We start from the raw sequence: 18,917 nt of genomic DNA, 5'->3' as shown, positions 1-18,917 counted from the left end.
TGCGACCGCGTCGGTTGACGGTGTCCGTCAATCGACGTGCCCGACCCGGTGGCCGTCCGCACGGTTTGACGCCATGGCAACCACCATCAAGATCCGGCCCCGTGCCCTCGTCCGCGCCTTCGGAGGCCCCCGCTATGCCGTCGCCCTGGCCGTCGACGCACTCGGCACCGGTCTGCTGAGACCCTTTCTGTGGCTCTACGGGGTGACGGTACTCGGGCTGTCCGGGCCGGCCACCGGCACCGCCATGACGGTCGGCGTCCTCGCGGGTCTGGTGTGCATGCCCGCGGTGGGCCGATCGCTGGACCGGGGCGCACGGAGCACGGTCGTGGCGGCGTCGATGCTGGTGCGGGCCTTGGGCGTGGCGCTGCTGCTGGCCACCCCGGCGGGGCACGTCTGGCTGTTCGCGACGGCGGCACTCTTCCTCGGCATCGGCAACCAGGCGTGGCCGGCCGCCCACGCGGCTCTCGTGGCCACGGTCGCCCACGGCCGGGAACGCGACGCCGCTCTCGCGGCAGGCCGCTCCCTGCGCAACGCCGGCCTGGGCGCGGGCGCGCTCGTCGCCACCGCGTGCCTGGCGGGCGGCACCACCGCGCTGCAGGCGCTGGCAGCCGTCACCGGACTCGCCTATCTCGCTGCGGCGACCCTGGCGTGGTCGGTCCGCCTGTACGCGCGTCCGGCCGCCACCCCGGCCGAAGACGGCGACGCCGGGCCCGCACCCCGGATGCGCGCGCTGTTGGCCGCCAACGTGGTCTACACCTTCTGCCTCAACGTCCCCGAGATCGCGCTCCCGCTGGTCCTGGTGACACAATTGCACGCATCCCCGGTGTGGTCGGCAGCCGTCTTCGTGGCCAACACCGTGCTGGTGGTCGCCCTCCAGGTTCCGGTCACCGTCCTGATGTCCCGCTTCTCCCGGCGGACCGTACTGGCCCTCGCCGGCGTGGTACTCACCGCCTCTGCCACCTCACTGGGACACGGCTGGGGCGCCCCGGCTGTGGCCACGGTGTCCGTGATCTGCACGATCGGCGAGATCATCTACGCCGGCAGCGCCACCGCGCTCGTGACTCACCTGGCCCCGGCCCCTGCCCTCGGCCGCACCCTCGCCCGCTTCGAACTCTCCACGGGCTTCGGCCTCGCCGTCTCCCCGGCGCTCATCACCACGCTCGCCCCCCACGGCCCGGCCGCCCTGTGGGGCACCCTCGCCGCCGCGACGCTCCTCTCCGCCTGCGCCGTCGCCGACTGAGCGGCCGGCTGGTCCTGGCACTGGGGGAGCAGGTGTTCGCCTCGGGCTCCAGCGGCACGCCGGTCGTCAGTCCGCCGGGCCCCGCCCCGCCCCCTGCCGGGAGGAGGAGCCCTCCATGGCGTCGTCCAGATGCGCGATGACGGCCGGCACGTCATCACTCTCGGTGCTCCGGATCAGCTCCAGCGCGGGCCGGACGACGCCGCCCGGTCGGGCTATCAACCGTGCGAGCACGGCGGCCCGGACGTCGAGCCGCTCGATGGTGACCTCGCGCTCCTCCTCGTTCTGACCGGCAAGCAGGACGGCGTTGTACCACGCCTCCTCCCGGGACTGCCGGACACTGAAGTCGAGGATCCGCTCGTCGGTACGGGCTCCGAGCTGATCCAGCAGCGACAAGAAGGGCGACAGGGCACCGACCGAGTCCTCCACCGCCAGCACCACTCGCGCAAGGATGTCGTTGATCAGCAGAAAGTCGCGCCGCAAGGCGTGGATGGCCTCACCCGGAGCGGTCCGCGCGGCGGCGACGGCCAGGTCGAGGTTGATGTGCGCGTTCACGCCGAGCAGCAGGTGCTGGACGATGACGGTGTCGGCGTCGTCGAGCAGACCGAACGCCTCGCGCCAGCAACGCGGCCCGCTCCGGTCGCGGCGCCAGGCGTCGTACGCCTCGAAGTAGCGGTTGCCGAAGAGCGTGTCGAAACGGTCCATTCGGGCGCCGTCGTCGAACAGCCCACCGTGAATGGCCGTACGGACCTCAACGGTCACCTGCCGGTACAGCGCCGCGAAGTATCCGACCCGGTCACCGGCGCGGCCGGCCTCCCGCACGATCCCGCCCAGCTTGTCCACGACATCGTCGATGTTCTCTGCCGCCATGCCCAACTCCCCTTTCACGAAGCCTAGTCCGGCCCACACGCTGCCTGCTGTCCGCAGCGTGAGCCGATGACAGCCCCGTCTTACCACCGCACACCGGGGAACGGGACTGTGCCCGCGGCTCGCACCCCCGGGGCCAGGGTCGGCACAGCGGTCGCGAGACCGGAGACGGTGCGGCGCGGGCTCGGGACGTGCTGGGCGACAGGGGTGTCCTCTCGGACGATCGGGATCGGGCCGTCACCCGGGAGGATGCGATGCCGGCGCGTGGGGAGCATCCACGGTCTGATCTTCCGTCGCCACAGCTGTCTCGGCTGCAAGCCTGAACGCTCAGAACGTGGCCCCCAGGCCGGCGCCCTGCGGCAACCAGGCATGACGCGCCACCCCTTCGACGGCCCGCCGCCTGGGTCGTCATCGCTCGCGCGGGTAGACGGGGCAGCATGTCAGAGGTGGTTGAGGCAGGCGTTTGGGGATTGGTGGCGGGCTCTGCCCTGCTGCTGGGAGCAGTGCTCGGCTACGGGCTGCGCGTTCCGCAGAGGGTGATCGCCTTGGTGATGGCCTTCGGTGCCGGCGTGCTCTTGTCGGCCGTCTCCTTCGAGTTGATCGGTGAAGCCTATGATCAGGCGGGTCTGGGCCCGGCAGCCGTGGGAACGCTGGCAGGGGCTGTGGCCTACACGGCCGGCAACCTGTGGCTGGCGCGCCGCGGCGCCCGCCATCGCAAGCGGTCGGGTAACCACACCGGGCAGGCCCAGCCCTCCGAGGGGGAACAGAGCGGCTCGGGCCTGGCCCTGGCGCTGGGCGCGCTACTCGACGGGATTCCCGAGTCGGCGGTGATCGGCGTGAGCCTGCTCGACGGCGGCGCCGTCAGTGCTGTCACAGTGGCAGCGGTGTTCATCAGCAACATCCCGGAGGGGCTGTCCAGTTCGGCCGGGATGAAGAGGGCCGGGCGCAGCAAGGGCTACGTCTTCGGCGTATGGGGAGCCATCGCAGCCGCGAGCACCATCTCCGCGGTGCTCGGCTACGCCGTGGTCGGCGGCTTCTCGCCGGCCGTGATCGCGGGGGTGACGGCCGTGGCAGCCGGCGCGATCCTGGCCATGATCGCCGACACGATGATCCCCGAAGCGTTCGAGGAAGCTCACCTGGCGATCGGCCTGGTCACGGTCTGCGGCTTCCTGGTCTCCTTCGCCCTGTCCCACGTCTGACGGGAAGCCAGCTCGGAGCAGCTGCTGCTGGAGTCGGCTCGGCGCCCCGAATACTGCACGATGCGCCGAGCCGAAGATCGGCGCGTCAGCGGTGCTTGATGCCGGGCTGGGCTGCCGGAGCGAGGGTCGGTTCGGTGACGGGGACGTCGCCGAGAGCCTGGTCGACGGCGGTCAGCAGGTCGTCGGACAACTCCACACCGGAGGCGGCGGCGTTGGCGTGGACCTGTTCGGGACGGGAGGCGCCGGTGATCGCGGAGGCGACTTCGCCGCGCCGCAGGACCCAGGCGAGGGCCAGCGTGGGCATGCTCATCCCGGCCTCCTCGGCGAGAGGAACGAGACGCTGGACCGCTTCGAGGATGGCGTCGTTGTAGACGAGGTCCTGGGACACGGCCATGTCCTCCGAGGCGAAGCGGCTGCCCTCCGGCACGGGCTGCCCGGGCTTGTACTTGCCGGTGAGCACGCCCTGGGCCAGAGGCGACCACACGATCTGCGAGATGTCGTGGGCGGCGGAGAGGCCGAACACCTCGGCCTCGGGGGCCTGCCACAGCATGGAGTACTGCGGCTGGGAGGAGACGAACAGGCCGGGGCCGGCGATGTCGATCGCGGCCTGGATCTGCTCGGGGGTCCATTCGCTGAAGCCGAGGTAGCGGGCCTTGCCCTGCTCGACGACTTTCTGGAACGCCTCGACGGTGTCCTCGATCGGCACGGACGGGTCGAAGCGGTGCGCCTGGTACAGGTCGACGTGGTCGGTCCTGAGGCGGGTGAGGGAGGCGTCGATCTGCTTGCTGATCTGGGCGGGCGCCAGGCCCCGGTCGGCTGGGTCGTCCGACATCGGGAAGTACACCTTGGTGGCAAGGATGTAGGTGTCACGGGGACGGGCGGAGAGGATCTCGCCCCAGGCCGTCTCGGCGGCTCCCTGTCCGTAGGCGTTGGCGGTGTCGAAGAAGTTGATCCCGGCGTCGAAGGCCGCCTCGGTGCAGGCACGGGTCGCGTCCGCCTCGATGCCGCCGGAGTAGGTGAGCCAGGACCCGAGGGAGATCTCCGAGACCTCCAGGTCCGAGCTGCCGAGCTTGCGGTACCGCATGGTGACTCCTTTCGGTGAACGAAGGACGTGTACCCGGCCGGCGGCGGGCTGTCGGCTCCAGGGCGGGATGGATGAAGCTCGTGTCGGCCGGATCGATGACGGTGCCGGGGGTGACGATCTCACCCAGCCAGTTCACCGGGCGGGTAATGATCCAGACCTTGGCCGGGTCGCCGGCCTTGCACTTCTCGTGCTCGTACAGGCACAGGCCCCGCTGGGAATGCGGCCGTGCCCTGAAGGGGCACCGGTCGAGCCTTACAGTGACGCCATGAGCGATCACTCCGAAGCGCCTGTCACGCCCGTCGAGGCCTACGAACCCCCCTACTACGTGGCTGTCTTCACCACAGTGCGAACCCAGGACCAGAGCGGATACAGCGAGACCAACGCACGCATGGAAGACCTCGTGAAGGACATCCCTGGGTTCCTGGGAATGGACCACGCGCAGACTCCGGGTGGGCTGGGCATCACCGTGGGGTACTTCCGCGACACCGACGCCCTCACGGAATGGCGGTCCAACGCCGAGCACCGCGCGGCGCAACAGCGCGGACGAGCCGAGTGGTACGAGAGCTACACGCTGCACGTGGCGAAAGTGGAGCGAAGCCACGGTTTCACACGAGCGGAGCCTGCACCTAGTGGGTGAGCAAACTCGGAAGTGCGCTCAGTGCGCTCAGTGCGCCGGCGAAGGCGAGGACGGCGCACGCGCATGCCGCGTGGCGTTTGAGCAGGTCGTGTCGGAGGGTGGCGTAACGGTCCTCGTACTCGTGGCGCAGTTGGGCGGCCCGTTCGACGCTGCTCTGCAGTACGCGACGGCTGACGTCGATGCGCTGAAGCACGTAGTGGCGCGTGACGTCCTCGGCCTGATCGGTGGTCAGCCATGGCAGCCGGGCGCAGAGGTCCTCGGCTTCGCGGCGTGCCTGCTCGTGGAGGCTGTGTGCGAGGAGGTATCCCTCGACGGTGGTGGCCAGTTCGCTGTCGCCCTCGTGTGATGCGGCACGGTGCCTGAGGCGTCTCACTGTGGCCGGCCTCTGTGGCTCTCGGCGTCCAGCGCGTCGCGCTTGCCGGAGTGCTCGACGTACTCGATCTCGGCCAGGTCCGGGTGGTGGAGGTCGAAGGCGGGGGATTCGGAGCGGATGCGCGGCAGGGTGACGAAGTTGTGGCGGGGCGGCGGGCAGGAGGTGGCCCACTCGAGGGAACGGCCGTATCCCCAGGGGTCGTCGACTGTCACCCGCTTGCCCTCCTTGCCGGTCTTCCAGACGTTGTAGAGGAAGGGCAGCGTCGACAGGCCGAGGAGGAAGGAGCCGATGGAGGAGATGGTGTTGAGGGTGGTGAAACCGTCGGCGGCGAGGTAGTCGGCGTAGCGGCGGGGCATGCCCTCGGCGCCGAGCCAGTGCTGGACGAGGAAAGTGGTGTGGAAGCCGACGAACAGGGTCCAGAAGTGGATCTTCTCCAGACGGTGATCGAGCATCCTGCCGGTCATCTTCGGCCACCAGAAGCTGAATCCGCCGAACATCGCGAAGACGATCGTGCCGAAGAGCACGTAGTGGAAGTGCGCGACGACGAAGTACGAGTCCGTCACCTGCCAGTCCAGAGGCGGCGAGCCGAGGATGACACCGGTCAGGCCACCGAACAGGAAGGTGACCAGGAAGCCGGCCGCCCACAGCATCGGCGGTTCGAAGGACAGCGAGCCCTTCCACATGGTGCCGATCCAGTTGAAGAACTTCACCCCGGTGGGTACGGCGATGAGGTAGGTCATGAACGAGAAGAACGGCAGCAGGACCGCGCCGGTGGCGAACATGTGGTGGGCCCAGACGGTGACCGACAGCCCCGCGATGGAGAGGGTGGCGGCGATCAGCCCCATGTAGCCGAAGATCGGCTTGCGGCTGAAGACGGGGATGATCTCGGTGATCACGCCGAAGAAGGGCAGCGCCAGGATGTAGACCTCGGGGTGGCCGAAGAACCAGAAGAGGTGCTGCCAGAGGATCGCTCCGCCGTTCTCCGCGTCGAAGACGTGCGCGCCGAACTTCCGGTCGGCCTCCAGTACCAACAGGGCGGCCGCCAGGACGGGGAAGGCGAAGAGCACCAGTAACGAGGTGAGCAGCACGTTCCAGGTGAAGATCGGCATACGGAACATGGTCATGCCGGGGCCGCGCATGCCGATGATCGTGGTGATGAAATTGACCGCGCCGAGGATCGTCCCGAAGCCGGCGAGGGCCAGCCCCATGATCCACAGGTCACCGCCCAGTTGTGTGGTGCGCTCGCCGCCGCTCAGGGGCGTGTAGGCGGTCCAGCCGAAGTCGGCTGCGCCGTCGGGCACCATCATGCTGCTGACCACGATCAGGGCGCCGAAGAGGAACAGCCAGTACGAGAACATGTTCAGCCGAGGGAAGGCGACGTCCGGGGAGCCGATCTGCAGCGGCATGATCGCGTTGGCGAACCCGGCGAACGTCGGGGTGGCGAACAGCAGCAGCATGATCGTGCCGTGCATGGTGAACGCCTGGTTGTACTGCTCCTTGGAGAGGATCTGCATCCCGGGGCGGGCCAGCTCCGCCCGGATCGCCATCGCCAGCGCCCCGCCGATCAGGAAGAACCCGAACGACGTGATCAGGTAAAGGTGTCCGATCTTCTTGTGATCGGTCGTGGTCAGCCAGGCGACGATCACCTGACCCCGGCTGCGGCGCTCCGCCGCCGGTACGGGAGAAACCGGTTCGGTATATGTCGCCATCAGTTCCCTCGGTCGGCAGCAGGGCAGGGCGGGCAGCGTGTGTGACCAGCCCAGCGGAAACTAGTCGTCACGATGCGACGATGCCGCCCTGGTTCGGATTGTTTTGGACCGAACGGAGGCTTGATCCACTCGTCCGAGTGGGCTGATCACGATGTGGGCGCGAGTGCCTGGCGCAGACTTGCTGTCCGGCATGAATGTCAGACGTGTCTGTCAGGCTCCGGCCATGGAGATGACGCTGCAACTGACCATCGACTGTGCCGACCCGCAAAGGCTGGTGGCGTTCTGGAGCGAGGCTCTGGGATACATACCCGAACCTCCGCCGGGCGGCCATGCCACGTGGCGGGAGTACTGGGTGGCCATGGGGGTGCCCGAGGAGGAGTTGCCCGTAGGCGCGGGTGACATCCCGGAGTCGATCGTCGATCCCGCAGGACATGGGCCCCGGGTGTGGTTCCAGCAGGTTCCGGAACCCAAAGCCACCAAGAACCGCATACACCTCGACCTGAAGGTCGGTGGCGGGCGCGACGTCCCGTTGGCGGTCCGCACGCAGCGGGTCACCATCACGGTGGAACGACTGATCAAAGCCGGCGCCGGCGTGCTTCGGATCACGGACGAGCCGGACATGGGGCAGTACGCCGTCCTGCTGCAGGACCCGGAAGGCAACGAATTCGACGTCGTCTAGGAAACGTCTGGCGTCGGGAGAGGTGAAGCCGTGCAGACGCGTTGACACCCGACACCATTCCGTCCGGCCAAGAGGGAACGGCACCGTTGGCCGCAGCCCCCGGCGTCGGGCGCGGTACCGGGGGCCGCGCTTTGACGCCGGGGGACGGCCGGCTATGCGGCGGGGGTGAGTTCGGCGCGGCCGAACAGCAGCGCGTAGCCCGGAGGGAGCTGGCGCAGGATACGGGTGAGGAGGTCGGGGCCGGCCAGGGTGGCGACGGCAGAGAGGACGGAACCGGTGTCCCAGCGGGTGGTGGCCAGGGTGGCGTCGGTGCGGACGGCGAGGTCTTTGACGAAGGCCCAGCCGGTGAGGGGCTGGGTGTCGGGGATCTGCTCGGTGAGGGTGCGGGCGGCTTGGCGGGGGAGGCGGGCGGCCAGTTCGACGCGTTCGTCGCCCGTCAGTTGGCGTCCGAGTCCTGCGAGGACCAGGCGGACGGCTTCCTCGGCCCGTTCCCGGGTGGGGTAGGCGCCTTCGTAGCGGACCTTCTCCAGCATCTGCTCGTACGTCATCACGGGCAGGTGCTGGAGCGGTGCACGCCGGTCGGACATCACTGCGGTGGTTGCCTTTCTCTCGCTGAGATGGTGGTGCCGACGCCCGCAAGAGGGCGCGGACAGCAGGGTCGTGGAGCTGCGAAGGAGCAGTGCAGAAGTCTTCAGCAGGCGCGCCGCCGGTCCGGCGCTCACTTCGCCGACCGGGTGCGCCCAGCAGGGCGAGGACCACGCGGGACGCGCGTTGTGCTTCTCGTCGGCGGCCGTGCTCGCCGTTCGTCACCGGGTCGAGGAACGTTTGGCGTAGGAGGACCACGTCGGCCGCCGCCGTTCTGCGGCTCCGGCGGCGCGGAGGACGGGGTGATCAGGTGCCCGTCCTCCGTCATGGTTCGCCGCCTGACGTCCGGCTCAGCCGGAGATCTCCTTGCGGTCGGATGTCCCGCTGATGGCGATCTTGCGGGGCTTGGCACGTTCGGCGATCGGGATGCGCAGGGTGAGCACCCCGGCGTCGTAGTCGGCCTTGATGTGCTCGGTGTCCAGCGTGTCGGCCAGCACGATCTGCCGGGAGAAGACGCCCAGCGGCCGCTCCGACAGTTCCATCTGCACGTCGTGGGCCTTCGTCACGGGCCGGCGCTCGGCCTTGACGGTCAGCATGTTGCGTTCGACGTCGATGTCGATCGCCTCCGCGCTGACGCCGGGGAGGTCGAAGGCCACGACGTATTCGTCGCCCTCGCGGTAGGCGTCCATTGCCATCGTGGCCGGCCGCGACCAGGTGCCCTGGCCCATCAGCTGCTGAGCCAGGCGGTCGAGCTCACGGAAGGGGTCGGTGCGCATCAACATCACGAAACACCTCCAGCAGGTTCGGGCAGTTGCTGCCAATGCGCCTCACTGAAACCGTTGTAACATGTCATCCAATGGATGACAATCTCAGTGTCGTCACAAAGACGACAGCCCGAGGGAGGTGCCCATGACAGCAGCCGACCAGCCGGTCTCCTCCGGCGTCGAGGCCCAGAGCCCGGCTTCGTTCCTCGCCGCCGCCACGGCTCTTCAAGCCATAGACGACGCCCTGCGCGTCGCCCAGCACAGGACCCCCACCTCCGCCGACGTCGGCCCCGGCCCGGAGCAGGCCCTGGCCTCCCTCCTGCTGCTGCGGCAGGTTCGCGAGCAGCTCGCCGGATGGGAAACCGGCCTGATCGAAACGGCCCGCGACGCAGGAGCCAGCTGGGCCGACCTCGCCCACCCCCTCGGCGTCGCCAGCCGCCAGGCCGCCGAACGCCGCTACCTGCGCAACCGCCCCGGCCCCGCCGGAACCACCGGCGAACAACGCGTCCAGGCCACCCGCGAACGCCGCGCCGCCGACCGCACCGCCGCCGCCTGGGCCCGCCGTAACGCCGCCGACCTGCGCCGCATCGCCGGCCAGATCACCGCCCTCACCGACCTCCCCACCGCCGCCCACCACCCCCTCCGCCAACTCCACGAGGCCCTCGCCCACGACGATCCCGCAGCCCTCGTCACCCCCCTGAACGCGGCCCGCCCCCATCTGACAACCACCCACCCCGACCTCGCCGCCCGACTCGATGCCCTCACCAACTCCGCCGCAGCCACAACTACGGCCCCGTCCGCCGCCCCCGACTGACCGGCAAGCAGCACCGATCTCAGTCATCCGCGGACCCCCCTTGGGCCGCCATCATGGGGGCGCGCGGAAGGGGGCTGCCGACGCGGTCCTGTTGTGCGTCGCGCTCTGCAGAGCCCGTCACCCTGTCGAGGTCACGTGGGCCGCCGTGGCGAGGGCCTGGCCGATGGCCCGGGCTCCTGCAGCGTTGGGATGCAAGGGCGTGCCCGCGCTGGTGGGGACCAGTCCCTCGATGTAGCGGTCGGCGGGGTCAGCACAGATGTCGTGTCCGACGCCCAGGGTGTAGGTGTCGACGAATGCGGCTCCGTGCTCTTCGGCCGTCTTCTTCAGGACGGCTCCGAGGTGGTTGATGGCGCCTTGGAGGTAGTTGGCGTCCTGCTGCCAGAAGGGCTGGGCAGGATGGCAGCCGTCGGGGCGGACATAGTTGCCGTAGCCGACGACGAAGACCTTGGCATGCGGAGCCTGCTCACCGATCTCGTCCAGGACTTTGGCGAAGGCCGGTGCCCAGGCGTCGATGCGGGCCTTGATCTTGTCGGTACCGCCGGCGGTGTTCTGCTGCGCGCAGCTGGTGCCGTAGGGCTGGGGCAGGATGTTGACGCAGTTCAGGGCCTGAGTGAAGAGGCCGGTGTCGTTTCCGCCGATGGTGATGCTGACGAGGTCGGTTGCGGGCGTGAGCGCGTCGTACTGACGTGAGGTCCCCGGGTACTGGGAGGTGCTCAGGTGGTCGACGGTGGCGCCGGAGCAGCTGACATTGGTGAGCGCGGCGCCGAGCGCCTCGGCCGCGATGCGCGGATAACCGGCCTGGGAGCGCAGGCACGCGGGGGAGGTCGGGTCGGCCGGAGGCACCAGCGGTGTGGCGGCGTAGGAATCGCCGAGTGCGACGTAGCGCAGGGGTTCTGTCGCCGTCGACGCAGCCGTGGCCGGTGTCGTGGCTGAAAGGGCAAGGGTGGACAGTGCGGTGGCCAGGGCCAGGCGCAGTGTTGTCTTCAAGGACGTCTCCGTCCGCAGGTGGGGGTGTGCGGTTTGCCTTGCGATGAGCATGCCGAGCCGGCCGGGCCGCCGCACGGCAGGTCGCGGCTCAGTACTCCTATCGGGTTGGCGGTGTGCGGCGCCCACCAAGTTCCCCTCGCCGCACGGGCACCCCGAGGGGCCTGCGGTCCCTGGGCGGCCTCTGTGCCAAAGGCCGTGCTGAGGTGGAACCCTGGCCGGAGTTGAGGGGGAGGGACAGGGAGGCGTGGGCGGCGCGGACGCAGCCAAGGATCGGGGCGCGCTCGCCGTGTTGCGCGCCGGGGGCCGGGACGCCGACGGGGCGGCGGGCGGGTGAGGAGTCGCTCGCCGGGGGCGGAGACCGCGCCGGCGGAGTCGGTGATGCGGCGGAAGCCGAGAAGCAGGGACGTGAGCTGCTGGGTGCGGCTGCACAGGGTGCACAGCCGGATCGCTGGGTTCTCCGCGACGTCCAGGGCGTGCTTCAGTCGAGCAGCGGCGCATCCTTGAGCGCCTCGTCGCAGTCCCGCGTGCAGGACACCCAGGGCGAGGCCGCGGCCGCCGCCCCGCTTCTGTGGCACCCATCCCGACGGCCGGCGCTGCCCGAGGGCCGCCCGGACTGCCGACTGCGGCGACCGCTCCGGCACTTCGGTGCTGACTGACCCGGTCGCAGCCGGCGCCCTCGACGGTGCACATGCTCCCGGGCCCGCACCCACAATCGGCACTCCGCCGCCTCCACACCGCCGTCCTCACGAGGAGGCGCAGCGTCAGCGGCCGACAGTAGCCGGACACCCGTTACCGCACCGCCTGCGGGCCTGAGCATGACGCCGACGGAGGGCCCGTCTCCGGCCGGCAACACTGTGGTGGGCCAGAGGGGTGGCCTACCGGCTCCGGTGCCGTCCGGGGCATCAGCCCCCGCTGGACACGGCCCTGGCGGCCCCAGACCAACGGCAAGGTCGAACGCTTCCGCCGCACCCTGCTCGACGAATGGGCCTACCAGCCCTACACCTCAGATGCCGAACGCCAGGCAGCGTTTCCCGGCTGGCTGGACTGGTACAACTACCACCGACCCCGCACCGGAATCAGCGGCCAAACCCCAGCCAGCCGCGTCACCAACCTCTCCGGACAGCACACCTAGGCCTTGATTGGTGCGGCCGACCTGGCGGCCTGCTCGATCTGCGCGCAGTAGGCTGCACGGGCTTCCTCGTCGATCTGCTGCTCGTTTTCGGCGCGCACCCCGGTCCGGCCGTCGAGGCCCTCGCGCAGGATATCGGCGTGCCCGGCATGACGGATGGACTCGCCGAGGACATGGACCATGATGGCGAACAGGTTCGTGTTGGGATAAGGCTCCGGCCACCACGGCACGTGGCCGGGGGCGTCGAGGGGAAGCTCGTTGATCGTCGCGTCCGAGTGTTCCCACGTGCGCCGGTAGAACCCGATGATCTGATCGCGGGTCTCGTCCTCGGTCGCCCACAGATCGCTGCCGTCGTAGTCCTGCCATCGGGGCAGCGGTTCCGGGGAAGGGCGGTCGAAGACCTCGCCGAAGTACCTGGCCTCGACGGTGGCCACGTGTTTGACCAGGCCGAGGAGGTTGGTCCCGGTCGCTGTCAAAGGTCGGCGCGCGTCGTATTCGGACAAGCCGTCGAGTTTCCAGAGCAGCGCCTTGCGGTCCCGCCGCAGTCTCCCGTGCAGGTTGTCTTTCGCGAATTCATCGATCATGCGGCATGAGCCTGCCATGGGCTGCTCGTGCTCTCAAGATCGCGTACGTGGTCCGCAACGACTGGCAGAGCCGAGGCCTGGCCATGGCCGCCGCCCTGACCTGCTAGGTGGGTGCTCGGCTCAGCCCCGACTTGGCCTCGGCCTGATGAACAGTGATGCAGCGCACGAGGTGAGGTGCGAGCGTGTGGCCATGCGCTTCGAACCGAGTTCGCACGCACCGCGCATGCCGGAAAACGGTCGCCGATCCAGGCACCCTCCAGGCTCGCGAGGCGACGGGCTCACGGGTGGCTGCTTGACCCTGATCGTGCTGCTCATCGAGATCCCGATCGGCATTTTGCTGGCACTGACGTTGACGCTTCGTGGCTGGGGCCGTGCAGACGAGCGTGCTGGGACAGTCCCGATGGATTGGGTGCCGATCCTCTGGCTCGGCGGCTTCACACTGGTCGTGCTCGTGATCGCAGGGAGCTTGCTGTATTCGGCACACCCGTTCGCAGGCGCAGTCCAACTGCTCGTGGCAGCCATTGCACTGACTCTCACGATCACTGCCTGGGACAAGGAGCACGAGCGCGCCCATCCGCCTGCGCTGCCGACCTGCCCGACGAGGGCCGGTGTGCCTTGCGCTCCACCGAACCCGTGATGACCGGTCAAGCCACAGCGACGGCGGCCGGTTCGCCTCTGATATCGAGTCAGCGAAGGGCAGCCGGGCCGGGCTTTTGGCGTCGGTGCCGCCCGGCGCGCATGATTCACGGCAGGCTGCGTTCCACCACCCACCTGCGAGGCACTGCGGGCCAGTACAACGAAGCCTTCGCGTCCGGCGGGCGGCGTACGACTACCGGCCTCACACCGCCGCCCGTGACCGTACTGGGCGGCGAAGAATGCGCGGGCGCGGCGGAAGAACGCCACGGTGGTGGCCGCCTTGTCGTCAGGGAGGTGCTCGGTATAGGTCAGGCGGGAGAACCCGTCAGCGGCGGAGTGTGGGTAGAGAAACGTGTGTCACTGGAGCACCTCGGCGCTTTGGCCGGCCGCGACCACAGTGCGGAGGGGGAACGCGATGAGCAGCGCGATCGCAACCAGGAGCCCGCTTGCCCACAGCGGCCCGAGGTTCCCGACCGCTGTGCTGAGGGCGGTTGCGGCGATGAAGGGGCCGGCGGCGGCGCCGACGTTGAGGGCAGCGGTCGCGTACGAGCCGGCCATGGTGGGGGCTCCCGCGGCCTCGTAGAGGATCCGCGTGATCAGCGTGCTGCCCAGTGCGAACGACAGCGCGCCCTGCACGAACACGAGGGTGAACAGGGCGACCGGCTCGTTGGCCAGCATGGCCAGGACCGGCCAGCCGATGAGCAGCAGCGGACCACCGACTGTGATGACCAGGCCGGGCCGCTGGTCGGACAGCCGGCCGGCGACGGTGACACCGACGAAGGAACCGGCACCGAAGAGCACCAGAACGACAGAGATCCACAACTCTTCCAACCCGGCGGTTTCGGTCACCACGGGGGCGAGAAAGGTGAAGCTTGCGAATGTGGCCGCGTTCACCAGCGCGCCGAGCAGCATCACCAGGACCAACCGTGGTCTGGTGAGCTGGGCGAGCTCCGCTCGCAGGGTCGGCCCGCCAGTCGCCTTTTCCTTCACACGTCCCGTGGGGATCCCCTTCAGGATGCCGAGAGCCGCAGGCAGGCAGAGAGCGGCGACAGCCCAGAAGGTGGCCCGCCAGCCGAGCAACGTGCCGAGTACCGACCCGCCAGGGACACCGGCGATCGTGGCCATCGTCGTGCCCGACAGCAGCACGGCCAGCGCACGTCCCTTCTTGTCGGCAGGGACCAGCGCGGCGGCAGCCGTCAGAGCGACGGCGAGGAACCCGGCGTTCGCGAGCGCGGCAGCGACCCGGGTGGCGAACAGGACCGGGAAGCTGGTGGTGATGGCGCCCACGGCGTGAGCTGCCGCGCAAGCGAGGACGAAGCCCAGAAGGCTGGAGCGCCTGGGCCAGTTGCGGGCAAGGGCGGCCACCAGGGGGGCGCCGGCGACCATGCCGATTGCGAAGGCCGAGGTGAGCGTGCCTGCTGTCCCGACGGTGACGTCGAGGTCCGAGGCGATGTCCGGCAACAGGCCGGCGAGCATGAACTCCGAGGTGCCCATGGCGAAGACCGCCAGGGCAAGCAGGTACAGGGGGAGAGGCATCGAGTGGCTCCGAGGTGAGGAGAGGCACGAGAGGGTCATCTCGTCACCGCGGCCAGCCCCAGAAGCACACTCGTCCCACCGCGGAATGCGGCGCGACGACAGGGCTACGAGCTCGGGTTCAGGGGGCTGACGGCGTGACCGAAAGCCCCCACCTTGTCCGACTCAGGACTCGACATGGCCCGCACGCTACCCGACCGTGCCCCTCGAGGCACCTTGGTTTTACGGCATTGGCCTGTGTCACCAACGTCATGTCCCGCAACAACTGGGCCCTGCCCCAGCCGCACACCGCACCCAGGACAACATCGCTCGCTCAGCGGTCCGCTGCCCCCGGACCCCGGCCGGCCTGGGACCCCAGAAGCTACTCGGCCCCGGGATCAGAAACTGGTACCCCTGCACAGGATGCCGCGGCTGAGTCCACGCAAGGGGTGGGGAGGGGGACTTGAGTGAGTGTCAGGTCCATCATGCCTGTTCGGAGGCCGTTTCGGTAGGACGCAGGGCACGTCCGTTCGACCTTGTGGCAGCTGGTACCGCGCGCCAGACTCGTCGTCATCCACTCCCCGGCCAACCTGTCGGCAACCTCTCGCGGTTGTCAGCGTGTTCGCTGTGCCGTCTCACCGTGTGACGTGCACCGGGCCGGGGGTGGCGGGACGAAAGGGATCGATGGATCAGGACATGGTTGTGCTGGCGAGGGTCAGGCTGCTCAGTACCAACCGTCGGGTGGTGCGCGGAGCCGAGGGGCTGTGGATCTACCGCCTTCTGACGCAGGTCGAGCCGGAGGTGTACGGGTCGAAGCTGGCGTACGTCCTGGTGGAGGCGAGCGCGTCGCCGCTGGTGCGGGAGTTGCCTGAGCGGCGGATGGCCCTGTTGGACGAGGCTGTGGCGGTGGCGAAGGCCCTCGCCCCGTCGAACCCCTACCGGGCGAAGATGCTGGCGAGGGCCCTGGCCGCCCGGCAGCGGGAATTGGAGGACCGCCCGGCGGAGCCGCTCGCCTTCGACGGCCGGGAGCATCGGGCGGCCCTTCAGGAAGAGCAGCAAGAACGCGCATGACCCGGTGAGTGTTGGGCGTTGACTGCCTGGACGGTGACCAAGGGGAGGGCCCAGCCCCGCTGTCTGGAAAGAGCGGCGCCCGATTCCTTGGATGTACTGCTTGCAGCGTGGGGCTCCGACCACGGTCGGGACCCCACGCTCCCGATGCCCGGCACTGGGGCACGGGGCCGGCTCGATCAGAGCTGCGGGCGGCATACGGCCGAGGATCGTGGCATTCCCACCACGCGTGGTGATCGATGAACCCACGAAGGTGGGATGCCGCATGCCCCTCAACCGAGATCGATAAGGGGTTTCGAAGAAGCGTGCGTCATAGGCCCGTCAGAACACGATCAAGTGCCGCCCGGCCTACAGGTCCCCAGTTCGGCTTGCCGCCGGGAAGGCCCCGATCTCCGTTCTGCCCCATGAGCATCAGGAAGAGGCTCTTCATAGCGGCCAGCCCGCGGGCCCGTCGGATCGCCGCCTCGTCCGCGTGCGCGTACGTGTAGAAGAACCGTGAGGCCGTGCCCGCGGGCAGCAGCACCCATGCGGCGGCGAGGTCCCACGCCGGATCGCCGGCGAACATGTCACCGAAGTCGACGATGCCGGAGAGCGTTCCGTCCGAGACAACGACGTTCGCGGGATGGAGGTCGCCATGCACCCACACCCGCGGGCCCTCCCACGCGTGGGCCGCAACGGCATCGTCCCAGACGGCCCGGACATCGGCGGCGATGTCGTCGGGGACAACGGCCCGGAAGAACTTCTCGAAGCCCTCCGTGCAGTTCTTGGGATGGCCACCGCGGTCCGCAGCGATCGGCGCCTCGGCGGGAGCCTCCACGTGGAGCGCCCGGAGGAAGCCCGCCAGCGTGTCGGCCGCGTGGTCGCCGCGGCTGATCGAGCCGAAATCCAGCGGCTCGCCGGGAACCCACGTCATCACGGTCCAGTGCTTGGGGAAACGCTCGGACGGTTCGCCGAACCGCACCGGGGTCGGCACTGGGAGCGGCAGGCGCGGGGCCAGCACGGGTAGCCACCGCCGCTCCTTGAGCTGGAGCTCCGGGGTGGGGTCCATGCGCTGCATGCGCACGGCCAACTCGTCCCCGAGACGCCACATTTGGTTGCCCCAGCCGCCCGCCACCTCGCGGATGGCCAGCCCTGCAAGGTCTGGATGTTGCTCCTGCAGCAGGTCGCGGACCAGGTCTGCGGTGATCTCGATCTCGGTGTCGGTCATGCGAAGTCACAGTACTGAGGCAGCAGACAGAGCGGGGCTCTCGTAGTGGTCCCGGAACATCTCACTGTGACCCCACCGGCATCACCAATTCGGTTTCGGAGCGCTGGGGAAGGCGTCTGTACAGACGCTCGGGTGTGCGAGACCGGTCCAGCGCCGTCAGGCGAGGGCGTCGAGCAACTCGCGCTCACGCTGCGCGCTGAGGCCTGCGCGCCTTTCCCGGTCCAGCCCCTGCTCGCGTTCCCAGCGCAGCGTGTCGGCCAGCATCTCCGCCGGGGGCCGGTGACGCAGCCCAGCGGCGCGCGCCGAGGACCCGTCCCGGGCCGACCACCCTTCCCAGCCCGGCTCGACCAGCCACATCGCCAGTGATTCGGACCCCATGTACTGGGCCACGCCGTTGGCGAGCAACCACGCCGATTCGGCGGTGACCACCGGGCCGGTGTGCCCGCCGGCGGCGCGGGACAGCTCGATCCACTCTTCGAACGGAACGACCGGGCCGACGGCGTTGTACGTGCCGGTGGTTCCCGTCTCCGCGGCGTCGAGCAGCCAGGAAGCGAGGTCCCGCACGTCGATCACCTGGGTGGGCATGGCCGGTGTGTCGGGGACCAGCATCGGCCCTCGCGGATCACGTGCGGCGCGGGCGACCCAATAGCCGGAGCGCCCGCTGTGATCGCCCGGGCCGCCGATGAGCCCGGCTCGTGCGATGAGGAGGCGGTCGCCCACAGCGGTCGTCGACGCCTGCTCACAGGCGACCTTCGCCTCGCCGTACAACTCGCGGTCGACCTCGCTCCTGTCGGTCGGGGCGAGCAGGGCCGCTGACTCGTCCGCCCCCGGCGTGGCGTGGGAGGCGTAGGCGTTGCCGGACGAGACATACACCCAGTGCCCGGCCTTGCTGCCCAGCACGTCGAGCGCCCCACGAACGAAGCCCGGCTGCCATGACACCTCGACGACCGCGTCCCATACGCGGTCGAGCAGGGCCTCGTACGCCGACGGATCGCGCCGGTCGGCGGCGACCAGTGTCGCTCCGTCCGCGACGTCTCCGCTCTCGCCACGCGCGAGGCACGTCACCCGATGACCGCGTTCGATCGCCTGCCGCGACAGCTCCCGAGCCACCCATGCCGTTCCGCCCAGAACCAGGATCTCCATACCGACACACAAGCACCGGGATCACCGCGCGGTCAGGCGGATTCGCTGACAGCAGATGTTCAGCCGTTCCGACAAGGCGGCGAGGTGCCGTAGCTGGCGTCGCGCGCCCGCCAGGGATTACGGGACAGCCCTTGTGCGCGGTCGCCCCGCGCACGTGAACCCCAAGGAGGCGTACGGGGCGACCTGGTTGTGTAGATCACGGAAAGCCGCTCAGCCGTTGTACGGGGCGGTGACGTCCAGGACCCAGGTGACGCCGAATCGGTCGGTGAGCATGCCGTACAACGGCGCCCACAGTGCGGGCTCCAACGGGCGCACGATGGTCGAACCGTCAGCGAGTTTGCCCCACAGGGCGCTGATCTCCGCGGTGTCGTCACCGCGTACGGAGAGGAAGAACGGGTTCTCGCCCTGGTTCCACGGCAGTTGCGAGGGAACGTCGTAGGCCATGACGTGAAAGCCGCCCGCGCCGGCCACCTCGCCCCACATCACCCAGTCCGCCTCGCTCTCGTTCTGCACGGCGCCGGCGTCCTTGTAGGTGACGGCGACCGTGCGTCCGCCGAAGACGGACTGGTAGAAGTCCAGCGCCTCACGTGCGTTGCCCCGGAAGTTGAGGTGCGTAGTGGTCGTGACGGACATGTCCTGCTCCTTGCCTCGATCGAGTGGTGAACGCGCCGTCGGCCGCCGAGCGCGGGGCGGCGGCCGTGAT

19 protein-coding genes and 2 pseudogenes are annotated in these 18,917 nt (G+C 69.4%); 8 read left to right on the top strand and 13 right to left on the bottom strand.

Going from position 1 to position 18,917, the window contains the following annotated elements:
- Window positions 1-73: 73 nt before the first annotated feature.
- Window positions 74-1,240, top strand: coding sequence for an MFS transporter (locus ACGFNV_RS38015; RefSeq protein WP_393629060.1), 1,167 nt, complete (start codon window positions 74-76; stop codon window positions 1,238-1,240).
- A 66-nt stretch (window positions 1,241-1,306) separates the two neighbouring features.
- Here ACGFNV_RS38015 and ACGFNV_RS38010 read toward each other — a convergent pair whose 3' ends face one another.
- Complete coding sequence (locus ACGFNV_RS38010) at window positions 1,307-2,107, bottom strand: DUF5995 family protein (RefSeq protein WP_393629058.1); 801 nt, start codon at window positions 2,105-2,107, stop codon at window positions 1,307-1,309.
- Window positions 2,108-2,541: 434 nt separating this feature from the next.
- Here ACGFNV_RS38010 and ACGFNV_RS38005 point away from each other — a divergent pair, with 434 nt between their 5' ends.
- On the top strand, window positions 2,542-3,303 hold the full coding sequence (locus tag ACGFNV_RS38005) for a ZIP family metal transporter (protein ID WP_393629056.1): 762 nt from the start codon (window positions 2,542-2,544) through the stop codon (window positions 3,301-3,303).
- A gap of 85 nt (window positions 3,304-3,388) precedes the next feature.
- Here ACGFNV_RS38005 and ACGFNV_RS38000 read toward each other — a convergent pair whose 3' ends face one another.
- Entirely contained in the window at window positions 3,389-4,387 is a 999-nt protein-coding gene (locus ACGFNV_RS38000) for an aldo/keto reductase family protein (RefSeq protein ID WP_393629054.1), read from the bottom strand.
- Window positions 4,388-4,652: 265 nt separating this feature from the next.
- Between ACGFNV_RS38000 and ACGFNV_RS37995 the strand changes: the two genes are divergently transcribed.
- A complete protein-coding gene (locus ACGFNV_RS37995) occupies window positions 4,653-5,024 on the top strand; it encodes an antibiotic biosynthesis monooxygenase family protein (RefSeq protein WP_393629052.1) in 372 nt (123 codons plus the stop codon).
- Here the strand turns inward: ACGFNV_RS37995 and ACGFNV_RS37990 are convergent.
- Together ACGFNV_RS37990 and ctaD are read right to left on the bottom strand one after the other, a co-directional pair.
- Window positions 5,014-5,397: a hypothetical protein gene (locus ACGFNV_RS37990; protein ID WP_393629050.1), complete on the bottom strand. Its 384-nt coding sequence runs from the start codon at window positions 5,395-5,397 to the stop codon at window positions 5,014-5,016. The genes ACGFNV_RS37995 and ACGFNV_RS37990 overlap by 11 nt on opposite strands.
- Window positions 5,394-7,106, bottom strand: a complete 1,713-nt coding sequence (ctaD, locus tag ACGFNV_RS37985) for a cytochrome c oxidase subunit I (RefSeq protein WP_393629048.1) — start codon at window positions 7,104-7,106, stop codon at window positions 5,394-5,396. Before ctaD ends, ACGFNV_RS37990 begins: the two co-directional genes overlap by 4 nt.
- A gap of 223 nt (window positions 7,107-7,329) precedes the next feature.
- Here ctaD and ACGFNV_RS37980 point away from each other — a divergent pair, with 223 nt between their 5' ends.
- Window positions 7,330-7,785, top strand: a complete 456-nt coding sequence (locus tag ACGFNV_RS37980) for a VOC family protein (protein WP_393629047.1) — start codon at window positions 7,330-7,332, stop codon at window positions 7,783-7,785.
- 152 nt (window positions 7,786-7,937) lie between these two features.
- Here ACGFNV_RS37980 and ACGFNV_RS37975 read toward each other — a convergent pair whose 3' ends face one another.
- On the bottom strand, window positions 7,938-8,372 hold the full coding sequence (locus ACGFNV_RS37975) for a DUF2267 domain-containing protein (protein ID WP_393629046.1): 435 nt from the start codon (window positions 8,370-8,372) through the stop codon (window positions 7,938-7,940).
- Window positions 8,373-8,720: 348 nt separating this feature from the next.
- The gene (locus ACGFNV_RS37970; protein WP_393629045.1) at window positions 8,721-9,152 is read right to left on the bottom strand and encodes an Hsp20/alpha crystallin family protein; all 432 of its coding nucleotides are present in this window, start codon (window positions 9,150-9,152) and stop codon (window positions 8,721-8,723) included.
- Window positions 9,153-9,279: 127 nt separating this feature from the next.
- Between ACGFNV_RS37970 and ACGFNV_RS37965 the strand changes: the two genes are divergently transcribed.
- Window positions 9,280-9,948, top strand: coding sequence for a type III effector protein (locus ACGFNV_RS37965; RefSeq protein WP_393629043.1), 669 nt, complete (start codon window positions 9,280-9,282; stop codon window positions 9,946-9,948).
- 117 nt (window positions 9,949-10,065) lie between these two features.
- Here the strand turns inward: ACGFNV_RS37965 and ACGFNV_RS37960 are convergent, their stop codons facing one another.
- Window positions 10,066-10,935, bottom strand: a complete 870-nt coding sequence (locus ACGFNV_RS37960; RefSeq protein ID WP_393629041.1) for an SGNH/GDSL hydrolase family protein — start codon at window positions 10,933-10,935, stop codon at window positions 10,066-10,068.
- 901 nt (window positions 10,936-11,836) lie between these two features.
- Here ACGFNV_RS37960 and ACGFNV_RS37955 point away from each other — a divergent pair.
- A pseudogene (locus ACGFNV_RS37955) lies at window positions 11,837-12,067 on the top strand (integrase core domain-containing protein); the annotation flags it as partial.
- Here ACGFNV_RS37955 and ACGFNV_RS37950 read toward each other — a convergent pair.
- Window positions 12,064-12,648: a DinB family protein gene (locus tag ACGFNV_RS37950; RefSeq protein WP_393629039.1), complete on the bottom strand. Its 585-nt coding sequence runs from the start codon at window positions 12,646-12,648 to the stop codon at window positions 12,064-12,066. The pseudogene ACGFNV_RS37955 and the gene ACGFNV_RS37950 sit on opposite strands and share 4 nt — an antisense overlap.
- A gap of 292 nt (window positions 12,649-12,940) precedes the next feature.
- Here ACGFNV_RS37950 and ACGFNV_RS37945 point away from each other — a divergent pair, with 292 nt between their 5' ends.
- Window positions 12,941-13,285, top strand: coding sequence for a DUF6234 family protein (locus ACGFNV_RS37945; RefSeq protein WP_393629037.1), 345 nt, complete (start codon window positions 12,941-12,943; stop codon window positions 13,283-13,285).
- Window positions 13,286-13,512: 227 nt separating this feature from the next.
- Here the strand turns inward: ACGFNV_RS37945 and ACGFNV_RS37940 are convergent.
- Together ACGFNV_RS37940 and ACGFNV_RS37935 are read right to left on the bottom strand one after the other, a co-directional pair.
- A pseudogene (locus ACGFNV_RS37940) lies at window positions 13,513-13,635 on the bottom strand (IS481 family transposase); the annotation flags it as partial.
- Between the two features lie 6 nt (window positions 13,636-13,641).
- Window positions 13,642-14,820 carry a Cmx/CmrA family chloramphenicol efflux MFS transporter gene (locus ACGFNV_RS37935; RefSeq protein ID WP_393629035.1) on the bottom strand — a complete coding sequence of 393 codons (1,179 nt, stop codon included), beginning with the start codon at window positions 14,818-14,820 and terminating at the stop codon, window positions 13,642-13,644.
- Window positions 14,821-15,492: 672 nt separating this feature from the next.
- Here ACGFNV_RS37935 and ACGFNV_RS37930 point away from each other — a divergent pair.
- Window positions 15,493-15,867: a hypothetical protein gene (locus tag ACGFNV_RS37930; protein ID WP_393629033.1), complete on the top strand. Its 375-nt coding sequence runs from the start codon at window positions 15,493-15,495 to the stop codon at window positions 15,865-15,867.
- 307 nt (window positions 15,868-16,174) lie between these two features.
- Here the strand turns inward: ACGFNV_RS37930 and ACGFNV_RS37925 are convergent, their stop codons facing one another.
- From ACGFNV_RS37925 to ACGFNV_RS37915, 3 genes are all read right to left on the bottom strand, one after another.
- Complete coding sequence (locus ACGFNV_RS37925) at window positions 16,175-17,071, bottom strand: aminoglycoside phosphotransferase family protein (protein ID WP_393629031.1); 897 nt, start codon at window positions 17,069-17,071, stop codon at window positions 16,175-16,177.
- Window positions 17,072-17,227: 156 nt separating this feature from the next.
- On the bottom strand, window positions 17,228-18,214 hold the full coding sequence (locus ACGFNV_RS37920) for an NAD-dependent epimerase/dehydratase family protein (protein WP_393629029.1): 987 nt from the start codon (window positions 18,212-18,214) through the stop codon (window positions 17,228-17,230).
- Window positions 18,215-18,424: 210 nt separating this feature from the next.
- The gene (locus tag ACGFNV_RS37915) at window positions 18,425-18,847 is read right to left on the bottom strand and encodes a VOC family protein (protein ID WP_393629027.1); all 423 of its coding nucleotides are present in this window, start codon (window positions 18,845-18,847) and stop codon (window positions 18,425-18,427) included.
- Window positions 18,848-18,917 lie beyond the last annotated feature (70 nt).

The sequence above is a fragment of the Streptomyces sp. NPDC048751 genome, assembly GCF_043198595.1.
Taxonomy (GTDB): domain Bacteria; phylum Actinomycetota; class Actinomycetes; order Streptomycetales; family Streptomycetaceae; genus Streptomyces.
This window is presented reverse-complemented; position numbering and strand designations above follow the sequence as displayed.